The sequence below is a fragment of the Akkermansia sp. genome, from assembly GCF_020860705.1.
Lineage (GTDB): Bacteria > Verrucomicrobiota > Verrucomicrobiia > Verrucomicrobiales > Akkermansiaceae > Akkermansia.
Map to the genome: position 1 here is coordinate 26,259 of NZ_JAJBTT010000019.1, position 16,882 is coordinate 43,140.

11 protein-coding genes are annotated in these 16,882 nt (G+C 56.8%); 5 read left to right on the forward strand and 6 right to left on the reverse strand.

Annotated features, from left to right (window positions below; genetic code table 11):
* Positions 1-83 precede the first annotated feature (83 nt).
* The 3 genes from LIO64_RS03945 (at position 84) to LIO64_RS03955 (ending at position 3,231) form a co-directional block, all read left to right on the forward strand.
* A complete protein-coding gene (locus tag LIO64_RS03945) occupies positions 84-1,331 on the forward strand; it encodes a hypothetical protein (RefSeq protein WP_290548148.1) in 1,248 nt (415 codons plus the stop codon).
* 100 nt (positions 1,332-1,431) lie between these two features.
* Complete coding sequence (locus LIO64_RS03950) at positions 1,432-2,352, forward strand: type I phosphomannose isomerase catalytic subunit (RefSeq protein WP_290548149.1); 921 nt, start codon at positions 1,432-1,434, stop codon at positions 2,350-2,352.
* A 147-nt stretch (positions 2,353-2,499) separates the two neighbouring features.
* Positions 2,500-3,231 (forward strand): N-acetylmuramoyl-L-alanine amidase, encoded by a 732-nt coding sequence (locus LIO64_RS03955; RefSeq protein ID WP_290548150.1) that lies wholly within the window; start codon positions 2,500-2,502, stop codon positions 3,229-3,231.
* A 690-nt stretch (positions 3,232-3,921) separates the two neighbouring features.
* On the opposite strand, the gene LIO64_RS03960 is transcribed toward LIO64_RS03955, so the two are convergent.
* The gene (locus tag LIO64_RS03960; protein ID WP_290548151.1) at positions 3,922-5,322 is read right to left on the reverse strand and encodes a glutamate decarboxylase; all 1,401 of its coding nucleotides are present in this window, start codon (positions 5,320-5,322) and stop codon (positions 3,922-3,924) included.
* Positions 5,323-5,787: 465 nt separating this feature from the next.
* Here LIO64_RS03960 and LIO64_RS03965 point away from each other — a divergent pair, with 465 nt between their 5' ends.
* Positions 5,788-9,270 (forward strand): autotransporter outer membrane beta-barrel domain-containing protein, encoded by a 3,483-nt coding sequence (locus LIO64_RS03965; protein WP_290548152.1) that lies wholly within the window; start codon positions 5,788-5,790, stop codon positions 9,268-9,270.
* 221 nt (positions 9,271-9,491) lie between these two features.
* On the opposite strand, the gene LIO64_RS03970 is transcribed toward LIO64_RS03965, so the two are convergent.
* Genes LIO64_RS03970 through LIO64_RS03980 form a run of 3 tightly spaced genes read right to left on the reverse strand, consistent with a single transcriptional unit; the run spans position 9,492 to position 14,651 of the window.
* Positions 9,492-10,043, reverse strand: coding sequence for a GNAT family N-acetyltransferase (locus LIO64_RS03970; RefSeq protein WP_290548153.1), 552 nt, complete (start codon positions 10,041-10,043; stop codon positions 9,492-9,494).
* A 4-nt stretch (positions 10,044-10,047) separates the two neighbouring features.
* Positions 10,048-13,572 (reverse strand): DNA polymerase III subunit alpha, encoded by a 3,525-nt coding sequence (gene dnaE, locus LIO64_RS03975; protein ID WP_290548154.1) that lies wholly within the window; start codon positions 13,570-13,572, stop codon positions 10,048-10,050.
* A 32-nt stretch (positions 13,573-13,604) separates the two neighbouring features.
* A complete protein-coding gene (locus LIO64_RS03980) occupies positions 13,605-14,651 on the reverse strand; it encodes a quinone-dependent dihydroorotate dehydrogenase (protein ID WP_290548155.1) in 1,047 nt (348 codons plus the stop codon).
* Positions 14,652-14,739: 88 nt separating this feature from the next.
* Here LIO64_RS03980 and thiE point away from each other — a divergent pair, with 88 nt between their 5' ends.
* Positions 14,740-15,387 (forward strand): thiamine phosphate synthase, encoded by a 648-nt coding sequence (gene thiE, locus LIO64_RS03985; RefSeq protein ID WP_290548156.1) that lies wholly within the window; start codon positions 14,740-14,742, stop codon positions 15,385-15,387.
* A 37-nt stretch (positions 15,388-15,424) separates the two neighbouring features.
* Here thiE and LIO64_RS03990 read toward each other — a convergent pair whose 3' ends face one another.
* A complete protein-coding gene (locus LIO64_RS03990; RefSeq protein ID WP_290548157.1) occupies positions 15,425-16,105 on the reverse strand; it encodes a TetR/AcrR family transcriptional regulator in 681 nt (226 codons plus the stop codon).
* 27 nt (positions 16,106-16,132) lie between these two features.
* Positions 16,133-16,867 (reverse strand): thioredoxin-like domain-containing protein, encoded by a 735-nt coding sequence (locus LIO64_RS03995; protein WP_290548158.1) that lies wholly within the window; start codon positions 16,865-16,867, stop codon positions 16,133-16,135.
* Between the last annotated feature and the right edge of the window lie 15 nt (positions 16,868-16,882).

Genomic DNA, 16,882 nt, shown 5'->3' on the forward strand with positions numbered 1-16,882 from the left:
CTCCCCCCTTTTTGTTACCGACATGTTATCCTTGTTATCTGCATGTTACTCAACATATGGAGTTCCCATGTTATCATACATGTATGAGCCTTCATATAGAACCCACCGAAGAGGCAGTAGACACTCTGCGCAAGGAAAGGCGGAAAAATTACATTGCCGCCCTGGCGACATCCTTTCTCTCCGTCATCCTGGCCGGAGCCATTCTCTATTCCCTGACCATCATCATCGCCCCCCCGGAAGAACCCCAGGTCGTCGGCTACATGACGCCTGACGAAGCACCTCCGGCGGAGACGCCTCCTCCCCCGGAAGTACAGAGGGAAACCTCATCGTCATCCCATGCGGAAACTCCCGTCAAGGTAGTGGTGGCAGCCGCTGCCGCACCGGTGAGCCTTCCCAAGATCGACATTGATCCTCCGGATGAACCCGTCATGCTGGAAGAAGGGAACGCTCTGGGTATGGGAGACGGCTTTGGTCCGGACCTGGGCAGCGACACCTCTGCCTTCGGCAAGACGGAACCTTCCGGAAGCACGCTGGTGGGAACCTTTTACGACACCAAGCAAACGCCCGGCGGACGGCCCACCAATATGAATATGGACCAATACCGCGCCTTTCTTTCCCGCTTTGTCAACAAGGGTTGGAATGAATCGGAACTGAAACGTTTTTACAAGGCGCCTCAGCAGCTGTATGCCGCCCAGTTCTACGTTCCAAGAACTCCTGCCGAAGATGCGCCCAAGGCGTATGGATGTGACGACAAGGTCAAACCCAGCCAGTGGCTTGCCATTTACCGGGGCAAGGTGCGCGCTCCCAAATCCGGCACCTTCCGCTTCGTGGGCCTGGGTGACGACTACCTCGCGGTCCGGTTTAATAACCAGAACGTATTCGACTATGGCTGGGAATCCGCCTCTCTGGGGAAAATGACGGCGAATAACGCAAAATGGCTGGATGCCATGGAAGGCAAGCCCGGCAACGACGACCTGAAAAAAGAACTCAAGGATGCGGGGATCAACGTACCCCCCGTCACGTTCTATAAATACGGCACTTCCGGTCACTGGAACAACACCATGCGCGGCGTAGCCGCCGGCAAGACATTCACCGTGGAGCAGGGCAAGGTGTACCCCATTGAAATTCTGGTCAGTGAAGGTCCCGGCGGGGAATTCGGCATGACCCTCCTGCTGGAGGAAGTGGGCATGCAGCCCATGAGCAAGGATCCCAAGACGGGCGCTCCCATCCTGCCCCTGTTCCGGACCAACTACGGCGTACCCAAGCTGGACAAGAACAAGGAATATGTGCCGTTTGATGAAATCGGCATCGTCTGGGAATCCATCAAATAGTCGCAAACGGCCCCATTACCCTCCCTCCATGCCCGCAGGCCCTCCTGCGGGCATTTTGCTTGTCCGCCCCTGAAAGATGGCCTACGCTATCCCTGCAATCATGCAGCCTTTCCGATTCCATTCCATCTACCAGCCCCGCATCTGGGGCGGCCAGCACATGAGAACCCTGCTTGGCAGGGAACTGCCCGACCGGGAAACGGCCTACGGGGAAGCCTGGGAAATCAGCGACCGCCCGGAAGCCATGAGCATGGTGCGGGAAGGAGAATGGGAAGGAACCGGCCTGCACCGGCTGTGGGAAGAACGGCGGGAAGAAATTTTCGGACCCGGCTATGAGCATTTCCCGCGCTTCCCCCTGCTCTGCAAAATTCTGGATGCCCGTGAAAACCTTTCCGTCCAGGTGCACCCTCCGGAACGGACCGCCGCCGCCCGGCAGGGGGAAGTCAAAAACGAAGTATGGTATGTGCTGCATTCAGACGCGGACGCCCTGATTTACAGCGGCCTGGAAGACGCCGCCACGCCCGGGGACATCCGCCGGGCGGCGGAAACGGGCCGGATGGAACAACTGATACGCTCCACCCATCTGGAAAAGGGGGAACATCTTTACATTCCCGCGGGCCTTGTCCACGCCATCGGCGCCGGACATCTTATTGCGGAAATTCAGCAAAACAGCGATACCACCTACCGGCTTTACGACTGGAACAGGACGGACGCCTCCGGAAAGGGGCGGGAACTGCACCTGAAACAGGCGCTGGATTCCATCATGGAATTCCGGGAACTGAGCCAGCAGCCCGGTTATCTGACTGACATGCCTCATTTCACCATGGAGGAGCACCGGCTGAACGAGGGGGAACGCTTCACCCAGCCGGACGCCTCCCGCTTCGCCATTTTCACGGTTCTGAAAGGCTCCGTATCCTGGAACGGAAAAACGGCGCGCCAGGGGGAATTCATCCTGTCTCCGGCACGGGCAGACGCCGTCACCGCTTCGGAACCGGGGACCGTCCTGCTTTCCACAACGGTTTGAGGAGCCCAATATGACAAAAAGCGTGAAGAATTCAGCATAAAGCTGAAGCTTTCACATTTTTTCGTTGCAAAGAAGGAATGTGAATCTTAGCGTGGACTAAACTTTTCCCGCATCCGCGCTGCAACTCCCCACACCCCGGACTGCCGTATGAGCAATATTTCCTCCATCGCCACTTACCTTGCCCGCGTTTCCGGACAACTCCAGCCCATGCTGGAAAAAGTCCAGGGCATGGACCGCAGAACATTCCTGATGGAAGCGGCCGCCCTGCTGGCCCTGACCAGCTGCTCGGACTCCTCCGGCAAGGCCGGAATGGCGCCCATGATCTCCTTCAAGCCCTCCGCCGTTCCCCTGGTGAAACGTTCCCCGCGGCAGCTGCTGGCGGAATGCAATGTCCACCAGATGTTCATGCCCCGCTCTTCTCCTCTCCGCCAGCGCGCCTCCCGGATGAAGCCGCGCTTCATTACCATGCACAACACGGAGAACCCTTCTGCAGACGCCATGCAGCACGCCCGCGCCCTGAATAACGGCGCCCTGCGCTGCAACTGGCACTACACGGTGGACCCGTATGTGGCCATGCAGCACATTCCCCTGAATGAAACGGGCCGCCATGCGGACAGGGGCGGCCCCGGGGACATGTATTCCATCGGCATTGAAATGTGTGAAAAGCGCGGCCAGAGCATCGTCAAAACCTTTGACCGCGCCGCCAAGCTGGCCGCCTATAACATGTATGCCAACGACATTCCCCTGCGCAACGTCGTGCCGCATTACTACTGGACCGGCAAGCGCTGCCCGCACCTGCTGCTGGACAACGGCAAGCCCGGCTTCAAATGGTCCTGGTTCATCTCCCGCGTGGATTATTATTTCCGCTGCATCAGCTGAACGCAATTTCCAGCTTCCTCCGGCATGGAGGTTGAGGATGCAGGGAAGCTTTTTTCCGGAAGCGTTTTCCGCCTTTCTCTATCATGGGAACATGGAGGCAAGGCATATGGGACCGTTATTCTCCCATGCCGTTTCACCTGTCCGGCCGTCTGCGGACGGAATATCATTTAGTCCCGGCATCAGGGAACTGGGTATTTTTATGCCATCTTCCCATCCCGGTACGGCAACAAAACGCCGGACTTTAAAACGGAACATCCTGCATGGCGGAAGGATTTCCATGAACGCCGCATCTTCCCGTCTCTTTGAAGGGCGCCCCGTCTCCGGACCTGTTCCTGCCGGAAGAATAGTGCGGAAGCCTGATGGGCAGCATGTCCTACCCCGTTCCTAAAAAAACGCGGAGAAGCATCTTCATTTTTCTTCCTCAAAAGACGTGGCGTGACCGGAATCTCTCCAAGAGCCTCAATACCCAGCTATCTCCAAGGCTTCCGAAACAGGAAACCCGGTGCGGTCTTTCAAAGGATTTTTATCTTTTACGAAGTGAAGAAGGCCTTCCAGCAATCTTTCTGCCCGGTCCAACCGTCAGGACGCAAAACTCCGCAGCCGCCAGGTCCACGCACAAACCTTGACAACTGCGGAGCTGCGCTTACACACACTTATTCATCCAACAAAAATCACTCAGCGGAACTTCCATCAGGAGTGGTGGAAGGACGTGCCTTCTTCCGCAGTCATCGGAGAGGTGACCGGGTGTTTCTCGAAGAAGTCGATCATGCGCTTGAAGTCCTCCAGGAACAGATCAGCCAGATCCTTGGTGAAGCCCTGGCGGACCATGACGCGCATCACCACCGTATCCTGGCAATTTGCAGGGAGGGTGAAGGCGGGTACCTGCCAGCCGCGGGTTCTCAGCTTGTCCGAGAGGTCAAACAGGGTGTAATTCGTCTTGGCTCCGTCCTTGATGAAGAAGCAGGAAGCGGGAATGCCCTTTTCCGGATCACCCGTACAAATGAATTCGTACGGTCCCAGTTTGGCAACCTCATCTGAAATGTACTTCGCCACTTCGTAGGCCTGGGTATGGATGTTGGTATATCCTTCCTTGCCCAGACGGATGAAGTCGTAGTACTGGCAGATGATCTGCCCGGCCGGCCGTGAGAAGTTAATGGCGAAGTTGGGAATTTCCCCGCCAAGATAATTGACATTGAAAATCAACCCTTCAGGCAGGTCGGAAATATCTCTCCACACCACCCAGCCCACACCGAGCGGAGCAAGACCGTACTTGTGGCCGGAAGCGCTGATGGATTTGACGCGGGGAATGCGGAAGTCAAAGACAACGTCCGGAGCGCAGAACGGAGCCAGGAAGCCACCGCTGGCGCCATCCACATGGATGTCAACGCTGACGCCGGTTCTTTCTTCATAATCGTCCAGTGCCTTGGCGATTTCCGCCGGCAATTCATAAGCGCCCGTATAGGTTACGCCAAAAGTGGGAACCACGACGATGGTGTTTTCATCAACTTGCTGCAGCATGCTTTCCACGTCCATCTTCCATTTTCCGGGAGACATGGGAATTTCACGCATTTCAATGTCCCAGTAGCGGCAGAATTTGTGCCAGCAGATCTGGACGGGACCGCATACCAGGTTGGGCTTGTCAATGGGCTTGCCGGCGGCTTTCTGGCGGGCCCTCCAACGCCACAGGGCGGCCATCCCTCCAAGCATGCAGGCTTCACTGGAACCAATGGTGGAACAGCCGATAGGCTTTTCATCCTGGCTGGCGTTCCAAAGGTTGGCAATGATGGAAGCACAGCGCATTTCAATAGCGGCTGTCTGGGGATATTCATCCTTGTCGATCATATTCTTGTTAATGCTGATATTCATCAGCATCCTGACCTGCTTTTCATCCCACGTCTGGCAGAATGTGGCAAGGTTCTGGCGGGCATTGCCGTCCAGCATCAATTCATCTGACACCAATTGAAAGGCGTCTTCCGCACGCATGGCGTAATCCGGAAACTGGTCCTTGGGCAGGAGGTTGTCAGCTTCCGGAGAGCCGAAAATGGAATTTTCAGCACGGGCTGTATCGGGTTTTTGGTTTGGATCAAACATGACGGTATCTAATTGTTTCATCGTTTCCGGGACGGCCTCGAGAGGCTGCCCGTATGAAGGATAGAAGCCCCCGTAAAAGAAAATGTTCATATTTCTATTGTCATTCCTCTTAAGATAACTTTTCTATAAAAATACAGGAACAAGTTTTATTTTATTATATACCCATCACTAAAAATCATTAAATTACAAAATTTGTTATATTTTATAATCTATCATCATAAAACACCCTATGTATGACACAGGTCATCTTCCGCCGGATAAGAGGACCGTACTTTTTCATCTTCAATGTACAACAGAGAAAATATGTTAGAAGGGTCTCATGGAACAGCACGTCATCCATTGAGAAAAAATGAGCGTTCGGGACTCTTATCCTTTCCAGACGCCGAAGGCAGCGCGCACCCACCCGGGCGCCCGTGCGAAGCACGGCCCAGGTCTGGATTCACCAAAGAACCTTACCGCATACTAATGAAACCAAAATTAGCAGTATCCGCCATCCTGTTCCTCATGGCCTCTTCCCTGGTACAAACGGGGGCAGCCCAGCAGAGTGAAGATCTTTACCAAGGCACCGTCACTGCCCGCCAGGAGACAGACGGAAGTATTACTTACAACCTGAAGGAGAACCTGACCTTTGAAAACTTCATGACAAGTGACACTGTTTACGCAGGCAGCGTTTTCTTCAACCAGACCACGGCTCCTGGTACGGCCCCCAATACGTCCGTCATGACGTTTACCGGCACGGGACTGTCCATGAGTTTTGAAAATTGTTCTTCCGTTCACAGCAACCGCTGGACCAACGACAATGAAGGCGGGGGCGCTATCCGCGCAGAAATGCTCGTCTTCACGGATATGGGGGATCTTTCCTTCAACGGCAGCAAGTCCATTGTCAATGCCGACACCAACGCCGGGGGGGCCGTGAACGTGCGTGGAGATGCAACCTTCTCCAACATGGGCAACATCTCCTTCACCAACAATGAACTGGGAGACAGCGACGCACAGGGACAGGCCCTCGGCGGCGCCCTGTTTGCGTGGGGAACGATCACCTTTGAGAATACCAAGTCCATCCTGTTCAGCGGGAACACCACCGGGCATTCTCCGACAGAGGCACACGCCAACATAGGCGGTGCCATCCACGCCGGAGCCTATGATTCCTCCACGGATATGGAGGACTACATTCCCGAGGGGGAAAACTCCGTCTCCTTCCAGAATATTGATGGTGACATCGTCTTTGAAGACAATTCCGCGTGGATGGCCGGAGCTATTTACGCTTATGCAGGTACGGATAATGGCGAAGAAGGCACAGGAGGCGGAATGAAGATAGACGGCGTCACCGGAAACGTCATTTTCAAAAACAACCGGGCGGACGCCAGGGATAAGACCTCCGACTGGAACGGCAACTTCGGCGCCGTTTACAGTGGACAGGACCTGGATATCTCCAACGTGGGGGGAGACCTGCGCTTTGAAGGCAATTACGCCAGCAACAGCGCCGGGGCGTTCGGCATCAGCGGAAGCCTCAATCTCGACAATATCGGCTCCATCACCTTCATCAACAACCACGCGGATGGTTCCTACGGCGTGAGCTGGGTTACCGGGGACTGGAACGTCTCCCATACGGGAGATATCTCCATTTCCGGAAACAGTGCGGACAATTACTACGGCGCCATGTCGGTGGATGGAAATACCTCATTCACCCGAACCGGAAACATCACCCTGGATAATAACACGGCAGGTAATTATTACGGCGTGGGATTCCTCCGCAAAAACCTCACCTTTGCCTATACGGGAGACATTTCCATTTCCGGCAATAAATCCATAGGTTACGGATACGGGGCCCTTCGGGTGGACGGGAAAACGTCTTTCGTCAATACCGGGAAGGTCACGATCTCCGGCAACTCGGCCCAAAGTGACGTAGGAGCGCTTCAGGCAGCCAACGGACTGGAATTCATCAATAACCGCGGCGGCGTGCTCATTGAAAACAACTCCGTGGGCGGCGAGGCTGGAGCCATGCTCCTTTATTACGGGAACGCCATCTTCTCCGCGGACCAGGGAGACATCATCGTGAAAGGCAACACGGAAAAACGCGGAGGGGACAATCCCATCCTGAACTCCCTGCTCTTCGGAACCAACGGAAGCCTTTCCATGAACAGCGTGGCACTCCGCGCCCAGGAAGGACGTACGGTCACCTTCTATGACCCCTTCCGCAATGGAGGAGACGGAGCGGAGTACGACAACATCGCCTATGACTTCAACAAGTCCGAAGGGGTGGATACGGCACCCTATAACGGGGAGACTCCGGCATTCACCGGAACCATCCGCTTCTCCGGAGCGGAGGCGGACAGGCTGATCACCCAGGCAGCAGGCGAGTCGGAGGTCGACTGGCAGAACCGGCTGGCGGAATCCAAGTACTTCAATGTCTCCGGGAAAACCACGCTGTACGACGGCACCCTGATTCTGGAAGACGGCGTTACGTACGGCAGCAGCGATCTGGCCAAGGATTCCTCCTTCACCATCAACAAGGGCGTTCTGGAGATCACGGGCAACAGCTCCGTGAACAGCAAGGCCATCGCCTTTGCAGAGGGAGTTACCCTGAGGGCCGGCCGCGGCGCGACCTTCCGCGGTGATACGATCGATTTCAGCAAGGGCGTCATCTTTGACCTGCGCCCCTTCATGGATGATTACAGCTCCGGCCTGCACATTGAACAGGCCAATTCCCACACAGTCGGCGGCCTGATGGGCGTGGCGGACACCATGGACGACTACGCCCACAACCGCTGGGCAACCCAGCAGAAATTCCTGGCGCTTTCCTATACTGAAGGCACCCAAGGCAGCAGAGAGGGCGATTTCGATGACATTTATTCCACTACCACCGGGACGAATGTGGTCGATTCCCCCTATGCGTATTCAGGCTACTGGACCAAGGAATGGGTAGACACGGACGGAGACGGCACTGGCGACCAGCTGTACGCCGTCTGGAACCCCACCGGCGGCATTGAAGACATTCTGCCGGAACTGGCCGGCGCAGACATAGGCAACTCCATGTGGAGCTCCGCTTCCAACATGAAGTCCGTCTCCAACGCAGCTTTGGGCAAAGTGGGCATCACCCGCTTCCTGCTGGGGCCAAAAAACAACTTCTGGGTCAACGGCCTGGGGGACTTCACCTACCACGCCACCAGAAACGGCATTGACGGCTACGACTACAACGGCGGCGGCTATGCCGTGGGCGCCGACCGCAGATTCACGCCGAACACTATCCTGGGCGCCGCCTTCGGCAACCTGTATGGCAAGAACAAGAGCCGCACCTGGATCAGCGAAGTGGACCAGACGTCCTACGTGGCCCTGCTCTACGGAGCATGGAGAAGGCAGATGTCTCCCGTCAACATGCTGAACATCCAAGGAACCCTGGGCTACGGCTGGACGCGCAACAAGCTGGATTCCTACTACGCCGGAGGCTCGTCCAACGGCAAATGGGAGAACAGGATGGGCTTCGCCACCCTGCAAGCCACCTGGGACCACAATCTGAACAAGGGATGGACACTGTCCCCGTTCCTGGGCATCGAATACACCCAGGTGAACCAGAATTCCTTCACGGAAACGGGATATGATCCCCGCCACTTCGACAGGGGAGACCTGAAGAACCTCAGCCTTCCCGTGGGCGTGGGAATCAGCAAGTCCCTGCAATTCGGCAACGGAGTCCTGTGGGTGAACAGCCTGGCCGTCAGCTATGTTCCCGACGTCGTCCGCGACAACCCGGAAACCCGCGCCAGACGCCTGATGAACGACTTCTCCTGGACCGCCAGGGGATCCCGTCCGGACCGCAACGCCGTACGCGTCAACTACAACAGCACCGTCGTCATCAACCCCAAATGGACGGCCTACGCCGGCTATGAATTTGAAGGCAGAAGCAAGTCAACCTACCACCGGGTCAACGCCGGGGTAAGCTACGCCTTCTAAGTCGCGCATCGCGGCAGCGGGGCGGCTCCGTCCCGCTGCCATGCGCCCCCTACCCAGCCAACGGTCTGCATTCTTCCCGGATTGCAGGCTGTTTGTTTTTCCGGAAGGGATGCATCAACAGGAAGGAAAACGCACGGCAGACCATTCCGTCAGGAACAACTAAAAACATGGTTCTGCCGGTTTTATTTCCGGCCATCTTCAATGAAAAACCCGCCGTGAAATTATTTGCCAGGAGTTTCACTCATGTACAGCACATGAGGATACAGAACAGAATCCGGAGCAACCTTGGGATGGTTGAATTCCCCCCTCTTCTTCATTCCGGCACGCCGCATCACGACCTGTGAAGGAAGGTTCACGCAGGCAGTGAAGGAATACACCCGGTCAAAGCCCAGCCGGGAAAAGCCGTGTTCCAGGCATGCCACTGCCCCTTCCGTAGCGTAACCGTGTCCCCAGGCTTCCGGAACAAGACGCCAGCCTATTTCCACGCAGGGCGTGAAGTCCGCTTCAAAGTCCGCCCAGTGAAACCCCATAAGGCCGATCAGGCCGCCGGAGGCTTTACTTTCCACCGCGTAAAGACCATAACCCTTTTCATCCAGTTCCGCCCTCATGCGGTTCCACATGGAGCGGGATTCCTCCTCCGTCATGACGGCGGGAAAGAAGCGCATCACCCGGGGATGGGCGTTCATAGCCGCAAAAAAGGGCCAGTCCTTTTCTTCCCATGCCCGGAACACCAGGCGTTCCGATTCCGGCAGAAGCAGTTTCCCTCCCGGCATGGCGCTAGTTGTACATGGAGAGTTCCGTTTCCAGCTCTTCACAGCGGTTGACGCGGAACCGTTCGTCCAGCTCCAGGATTTGACTGTGCCCCAGGCTGTCCTTGATCGTGAGGTTGACTCTGGACCGGCCGGGGTACCTTTTCAGGATGTCCCGTATCTGTTCCAGATTCTTTCTCGTATGGCGCAGGGGGCTGACGATGATGTTCAGGGGGCCCTGTTCCCCGGCTCTGGATTTGCGCTTTTTACCGCCCAGCGGATCCACGCTCTGCGCGGCTACGCTCTTGGCGGAAGTGCGGTCATCCTCCCGGATGTTGGCACGCACGGAGACGAAAACGCCCGGTTCCAGGCCTCCTTCCATTTCCAGGGCCTTTTCATACACGTCCGACCACAGCAGCACTTCAATGCTGCCGGTGAAGTCTTCCAGCGTCAGGATGGCGAATTTCCTGCCGGCCTTGCTGATCTTGGGGATGACGGAACGCACCATGCCGGCAATCTGGTGCTTCTGTTTGAGCTCATGCGGTTCCAGCGTGTCAATGAGGCCGATGCGGGTATATTTTTCCGCATCAATGACGCCGCGCATGGAGTCCAGGGGGTGCCCGCAGAAGTAGGCGCCCAGCAAGTCCTTTTCATCCCCCATGCGCTGATCCTTGGACCATTCCGGAACAGGGGACTCATCCTTCACCCTCGGGGCTTCAAACGTCATGTCAAACAGGGCTCCCTGCCCCAGCGCCTTATCCTTGTGCACCTGGGAGGCGCCGCTGAGGGCCAGGTCCACGCGCTCAAACATGGCGCAGCGCGGTTCCAGCGTCCAGTCCAGCGCTCCCGCGCGGATCAGGGATTCCAGAATCTTCTTGTTGACGGATTTGGAATCCAGCCTGTTGCAGATATCTTCCATGCTGGAGAATTCCCCGTTCCTTTCCCGTTCTTCCAGAAGAATCTGCATGGCTCCTTCCCCCACATTCTTAATGGCCGCCAGTCCGTACCGGACGGCCAGCTTGCCGGAAGGAGTTTTCTCAGGAGTGAACTTGAGCATGGATTTGTTCACGTTGGGAGGCAGGATTTCAATGCCCATGCGGTTGGCTTCCTGGATGAACACGCCGATTTTATCGTTGTTCGCTTCGTTGGACATCAGGCCGCAGAGGAATTCCACGGGAAAGTGGGCCTTGAGGTAAGCCGTCCAGTAGGAAATATGGCCGTAACAGGCGGAGTGGGACTTGTTGAAGCCGTACCCGGCGAATTTTTCAATCTTGTCGAAAATGGCCGTGGCCGTCTTTTCATCAATCTGGTTGGTCTTCCAGCACCCCTCCACAAAGTGGGCCTTTTCCTTGGCCATTTTTGCGGGGTCTTTCTTACCCATGGCGCGCCGCAGCAGGTCGGCCCCGCCGAGCGTATAGCCCGCCAGCAGTTTGGCCGCCGCCTGAACCTGTTCCTGATAGATCATCACGCCGTAGGTTTCTCCGCTGACCTGTTCCAGCAGCGGATGCTCATACACCACCTGGCGCAGCCCCTTCTTGACCTCGATCATTTCATCCATGAACTGCATGGCTCCCGGACGGTAAAGGGCCAGCAAGTCAATGATGTCTTCAATTTTCTGAATCCCGTAACGCCGGCAGGTATCCACCATACCACCGGATTCCAGCTGGAACACGCCCATCGTGTCCCCCCTGTTCAGCAGGTCCAGCGTTTCCCGGTCATCCAGGGGAACGGAGTCCAGCTTGAAGTCCGGCACGCGCCAGCGGGCGTATTCCTCCGCATCATGCATGACGGTAAGGGTTTTCAGCCCCAGGAAGTCCATCTTCAAGAGACCCACTTCATAAATCGCGCTCATGTCGCACTGGGCGACAACGGCAGCATGCGGGTCGGAAAGATCGTCACGGGTTAGAGCGACATGTTCGTCCAGGGGACGGTCACCAATCACGACGCCCGCCGCGTGCACGCCCACGTTGCGGATCAGCCCTTCCAGGCGCGTGGCGTAACCCCAGAGTTCCGCGTATCCTTCATCGGAGGCGATCAGCTCCCTCAGTTCCTCATTGCTCTTGTAGCTGGACTGGAGAGTTACCTTGGGGCCGGTTTCAATCAGCTTGGAGATGCGGTCGCCATCCGCATAGGACATGTCCATCACGCGGGCCACGTCCCTGAGCACGGACTTGGCGCCCATGGTGCCGTACGTGATAATGTGGGACACGGCACGCTCCCCGTATTTCTGCCGCACGTAGTCAATGACCTCCGGGCGGCGCGTCTGGCAGAAGTCAATGTCGATATCCGGAGGGCTGACGCGCTCCGGGTTGAGGAAACGTTCAAAGATCAGCCCGAACCGCAGGGGATCGATGTTCGTGATCTTCATGGCATACGCCACCAGGGAGCCGGCGGCGGAACCGCGGCCGGGCCCTACGGGAATGTCATGATCCTTCGCCCAGTTGATGAAGTCCGCCGTAATCAGGAAGTAGGAGGGGAACTTCAACTGGTTGATAATCCCCAGCTCATAATCCAGACGGTCGCGGAGCTCCTTATCCGTGGCCACGCGTTCCTTGCCGTACCTCTCCTCCAGGCCTTCATAGCACACCCTGCGCAGGTATTCCTCACGCGTAGAGCCGTCCGGAGTGCCGAATTCCGGGTACTTTTCCGTACTGGCGGAGTCCAGCTTGATGGTGACGTTGCACCGTTCCGCAATTTTCAGCGTGTTTCCCACCGCATCCGGATAGTCCTGGAACACCTCCCGCATCTCCTCCGGAGATTTCAGGTAGACTTCCGTGGAGTAGCGCATGCGCTTGGGGGAAGCCAGCTTCTCGTTGGTGCCGATGCAGATCAGCACGTCGTGCATGTCGTGATCCTCTTTCCTGAGGAAGTGCACGTCATTGGTAGCCACGATGGGGGTATTGGTCTTGCGGGCGATGCGCACCAGCTCCGGCAGGCATTTTTTCTGTTCTTCCATGCCATGGTCCTGAAGCTCCACAAAAACATTCCCCTCCCCGAAGGTATCCTTCAGCGCCAGCAGGGCCTCCTCCGCCTTTTCAGGCTGGTCGTTGAGCAGCCATTCATTCAGCGGCCCGGCAATGCACGCCGTACAGCAGATGAGGCCTTCATGGAACTCCCGCAGGGTTTCCATGTCCACGCGGGGCTTGTAGTAAAAACCTTCCAGATGGGAGCGGGATACCAGCTTGACGAGGTTCTGCCAGCCGGTTTCATTTTCCGCCAGAAGAAGCAGGTGCGTGTATTTGCGGCGGCCGGGAAGCTGCTTTTTCACGCTGATGGGCGTGGGGGAAAGGTACACCTCACAGCCGAAGATAGGCTTCACCTCCTGTTTTCGCGGACCTTCCGGATGTTCCTTGTTCCAGGCGGCCACGGACTTGTTGAGGCTGTTCGCCTCCATGACCAGCTCAATGGCCCCGAAGAGGTTGCCGTGGTCCGTGATAGCGACGGCCGGCATGCCCATGCGGGAGCATTCGGCAATGAGGTCCTTGATATGGACGGCGCCGTCCAGCAGGGAATATTCCGTGTGATTGTGAAGGTGTACGAAGGAACCGGGCATGAATGAAACCTTTATGCAGTGAGTAAGACGGATCAGGAATTAACGGGGCATTCAGCCTTCATGGCCTCCACGCATTCCCGGATGAGGTCCGGCCCGCGGTACAGGAACCCGGTGTAAAGCTGGACCAGGCTGGCCCCCGCCTTGATCTTGGCGACGGCGTCCGCTCCGCTCATGATGCCGCCCACGCCGATGATCGGAATACTTCCCTTCAATTCGGAAGCGAAAGCGCCAATGACTTCCGTGGACCTCTCCGTCAGCGGAGCGCCGGACAGGCCGCCGGCTTCTCCCTGGCGGGGACTGTTTTGCACCCCGGCGCGGGAAAGCGTGGTATTGGTGGCAATGAGGCCGTCCAGCCCTTCATCCAGAAAGACCCGGCTGAGTTCCGCAATCTGTTCATCCGTCACATCCGGGGCCACTTTCATGAAAATGGGAACCTGGCGTCCGGTTTCCGCAGCAAGGTTGGATTGCTCCGATTTCAGGGAAGCCAGCAGGCGCGCGGCAGGTTCCGCCGCCTGAAGGTCACGCAGGCCGGGCGTATTGGGGGAAGAGAAGTTAATGGCGATGTAATCCGCCACAGGCCATGCCGCGCGCAGACAGGTCAGGTAATCCTGGGCCGCATCTTCATTGGGCGTCACCTTGTTCTTCCCAATGTTGACGCCGAGAACGCCATGAAAACGGGTGGCGGCACGGATATTCTCCACACCGTCGGCAATGCCGTCATTGTTGAATCCCATCCGGTTGATGATGGCCCGCTGCGGAATCAGGCGGAACAGGCGGGGCTTGTCATTGCCCGGCTGGGGGCGAGGCGTCAGCGTACCCACCTCCACAAAGCCGAAGCCGATCTGCCCGAAGGCGTTCACGGTATCCGCCTCCTTGTCCATCCCGGCGGCGAGGCCTACCCGGTTGGGGAATTTCATTCCAAGAATTTCCACGGGATCGGAAGGAACCTCACCCATTACAAGAGGCAGCACGCGCATCTTTTCTGCCAGGCGCAACCCCCACAAAGTCACATTGTGGGCGGTTTCCGGATTCATTTGGAACAGGACACTTTTGGCGACGGAATATAAGGCGGGCGACACGATGGGAGGGAGTATACCACACCCTCCTTTAGGGTCAAGAATGGGAAGCGTCTTGCCGGGATGATTTTATCCGGTACAATTCCCTTCCATGAACAGGAAGGAACGCCTCTCGTCCTGCCGTCTGTACGGCATTGTGGATACAGGATATACTGCTGAACATCAATTACTATCCGTTACGGAAAAATTACTGGAAGGCGGACTGGGCATCCTCCAGCTCCGGGCAAAAAACCACGGGCCCGAGTTCATTGAACAAATGGGAAAACAGCTTGCCCCCCTGTGCCGCAGACATGGCTGTCTTTTCATCATTAACGACTATCCGGAAATTGCCCTAAGGACCGGGGCGGACGGAGTCCACCTGGGCCAGAACGACGGCGCCCTGGCACCCGTACGGGCCATGCTGGGGGAGGACGCCATCATCGGGCGTTCCACGCACAGCCCGGAACAGGCCCTGGGAGCGTTCCGGGAGCAGGCGGACTACATCGGCTTCGGCCCCTTGTTCCCCACAGGCACCAAGCCTGGAAGACCTGCCATCGGGCTGAACGATATTGCAAGCGTCCAGCAACAACTGCCGGAAGGGTTCCCCGTCTTCTGCATCGGCGGCATCACCGGGGAGACGCTGCCCTTCGTTCTGAAGGCGGGAGCCGGCAGAATCGTCATCGTTTCCTGGCTGCTGGCACAACCGGACATCACGGGAACGGTAAAGGCGCTTAGAAAAAAGCTGGGGGAAGCGTCCTAGGGGAAGGCCGCATTTTTCCGGGGTTTCCACCCCCTCTTCAACGCTTTTCCTGCTTTTTCTCCCCCTCCGGAGAAAGAGCGGGCCGTGAAATCAGCAGCGCAGCCGTATCCACAATCATCTGCAAAACCAGATCCTGGTCCTTCATCCACAGCTCCTTGTCTTGAAGTTCCATCCGGGTGACGTATTTCCCCAGCGTGGCATGGAAAATGGAACTCATGATATGCACGTGCCAGGAGATGGAAAGCTCATCGTTCCACACGCAGAATTGGCGAATCCTCTGCGTCATTTCCCGGATAAGCGGCGCGTAAAATTCATCGTAAATCTTCTTGCCCAGATACTCCGGTTCCTGGGGCAGCCGCCACAACAGGCGGGCATGGTCCGGACCGCCAAGGCTTTTATCCAAAAGAAGGCGGAAAGCAGGTTCAATGAACGCACGGGCATACGCCTGCAGGGACGGATGAAGATCCGCCTCTTTCAGCTTTTTCAGGCGCGCCTCCATCAGGGGTTCCGCATACTGCCTGAAAACGGAAAGGTACAGCCCTTCCTTGTTTTCAAAATAGTACACGATGGAAGCCAGGTTCACCCCGGCTTCAGAAGCAATCGCCCTCATGGTCACTCCGTCAAATCCTCTGAGGGCAAAAAGTTTCTGAGCGGCACGGAGAATTTTACCGCTGGTTTCCGCAGAACGGTCGGACTGGGATTTGCGGGGAGGAGTCATCGTTTCAGAAGATCAAACAGCAGGAGCCTAGCGGGAGGAACGTCTTGAACCGGCAGCTTTTACCAATTGTTCCATGTCCTGGGAAGACTGAATGGCGTTGCCGTCCTTATCCACCAGGATCATGGTGGGAATGCCGCGGGGGGCCACTTTTTTGGCAAGATCCGTCAAATCCTTCCTCAGCAGAATGGGCCACGGCATATTATTGGCGGCAGCCCATTTCTGGGCAGCTTCCAGGCTTTGGTCCAGATTGCACATGATCACTTCCACATCCGGGTTATCCTTCACCACCTTGTTGTAGGCCTCCACACTGTGGGGCGCATTCCGGCAGCACGGCCCGCACCAGCTGGCGCTGAAATACAGAATGAAATGCCTGGGATTCAGCTTCCCGTCCTTCTTCTGGAGCTTGCCGTTGTCCAGCATGTAGGTCTTCCCCTTCATTTCCTCAGCCACAGGCCCGGACGGCACGGAGGACCATTCCGAAAGAGGCTTTCCTATCACCTCCTTGTGTTCCTCCAACCACGTGCGGTCTTCCTCGGAAAGTTTTTCCAACGGCATCGTGATGGGTTTCTTGGCCGTGGTCACCAGCTTGACAGTCTTCATATTCAAGGCGATGGGGCGGGCCTCCACCGTGCTCCCCGTGCTTTTATTCGTCCAGGTACGAAGGGAGGGATCCTCCGCCGCATCAGGAGAGCCGGCAAAACAGAAGGAGGAGCCCAGCACGAACGCAGATACCAGCAGAATACGCAACGGGGAAAATTTCATATACACAACGCTGAT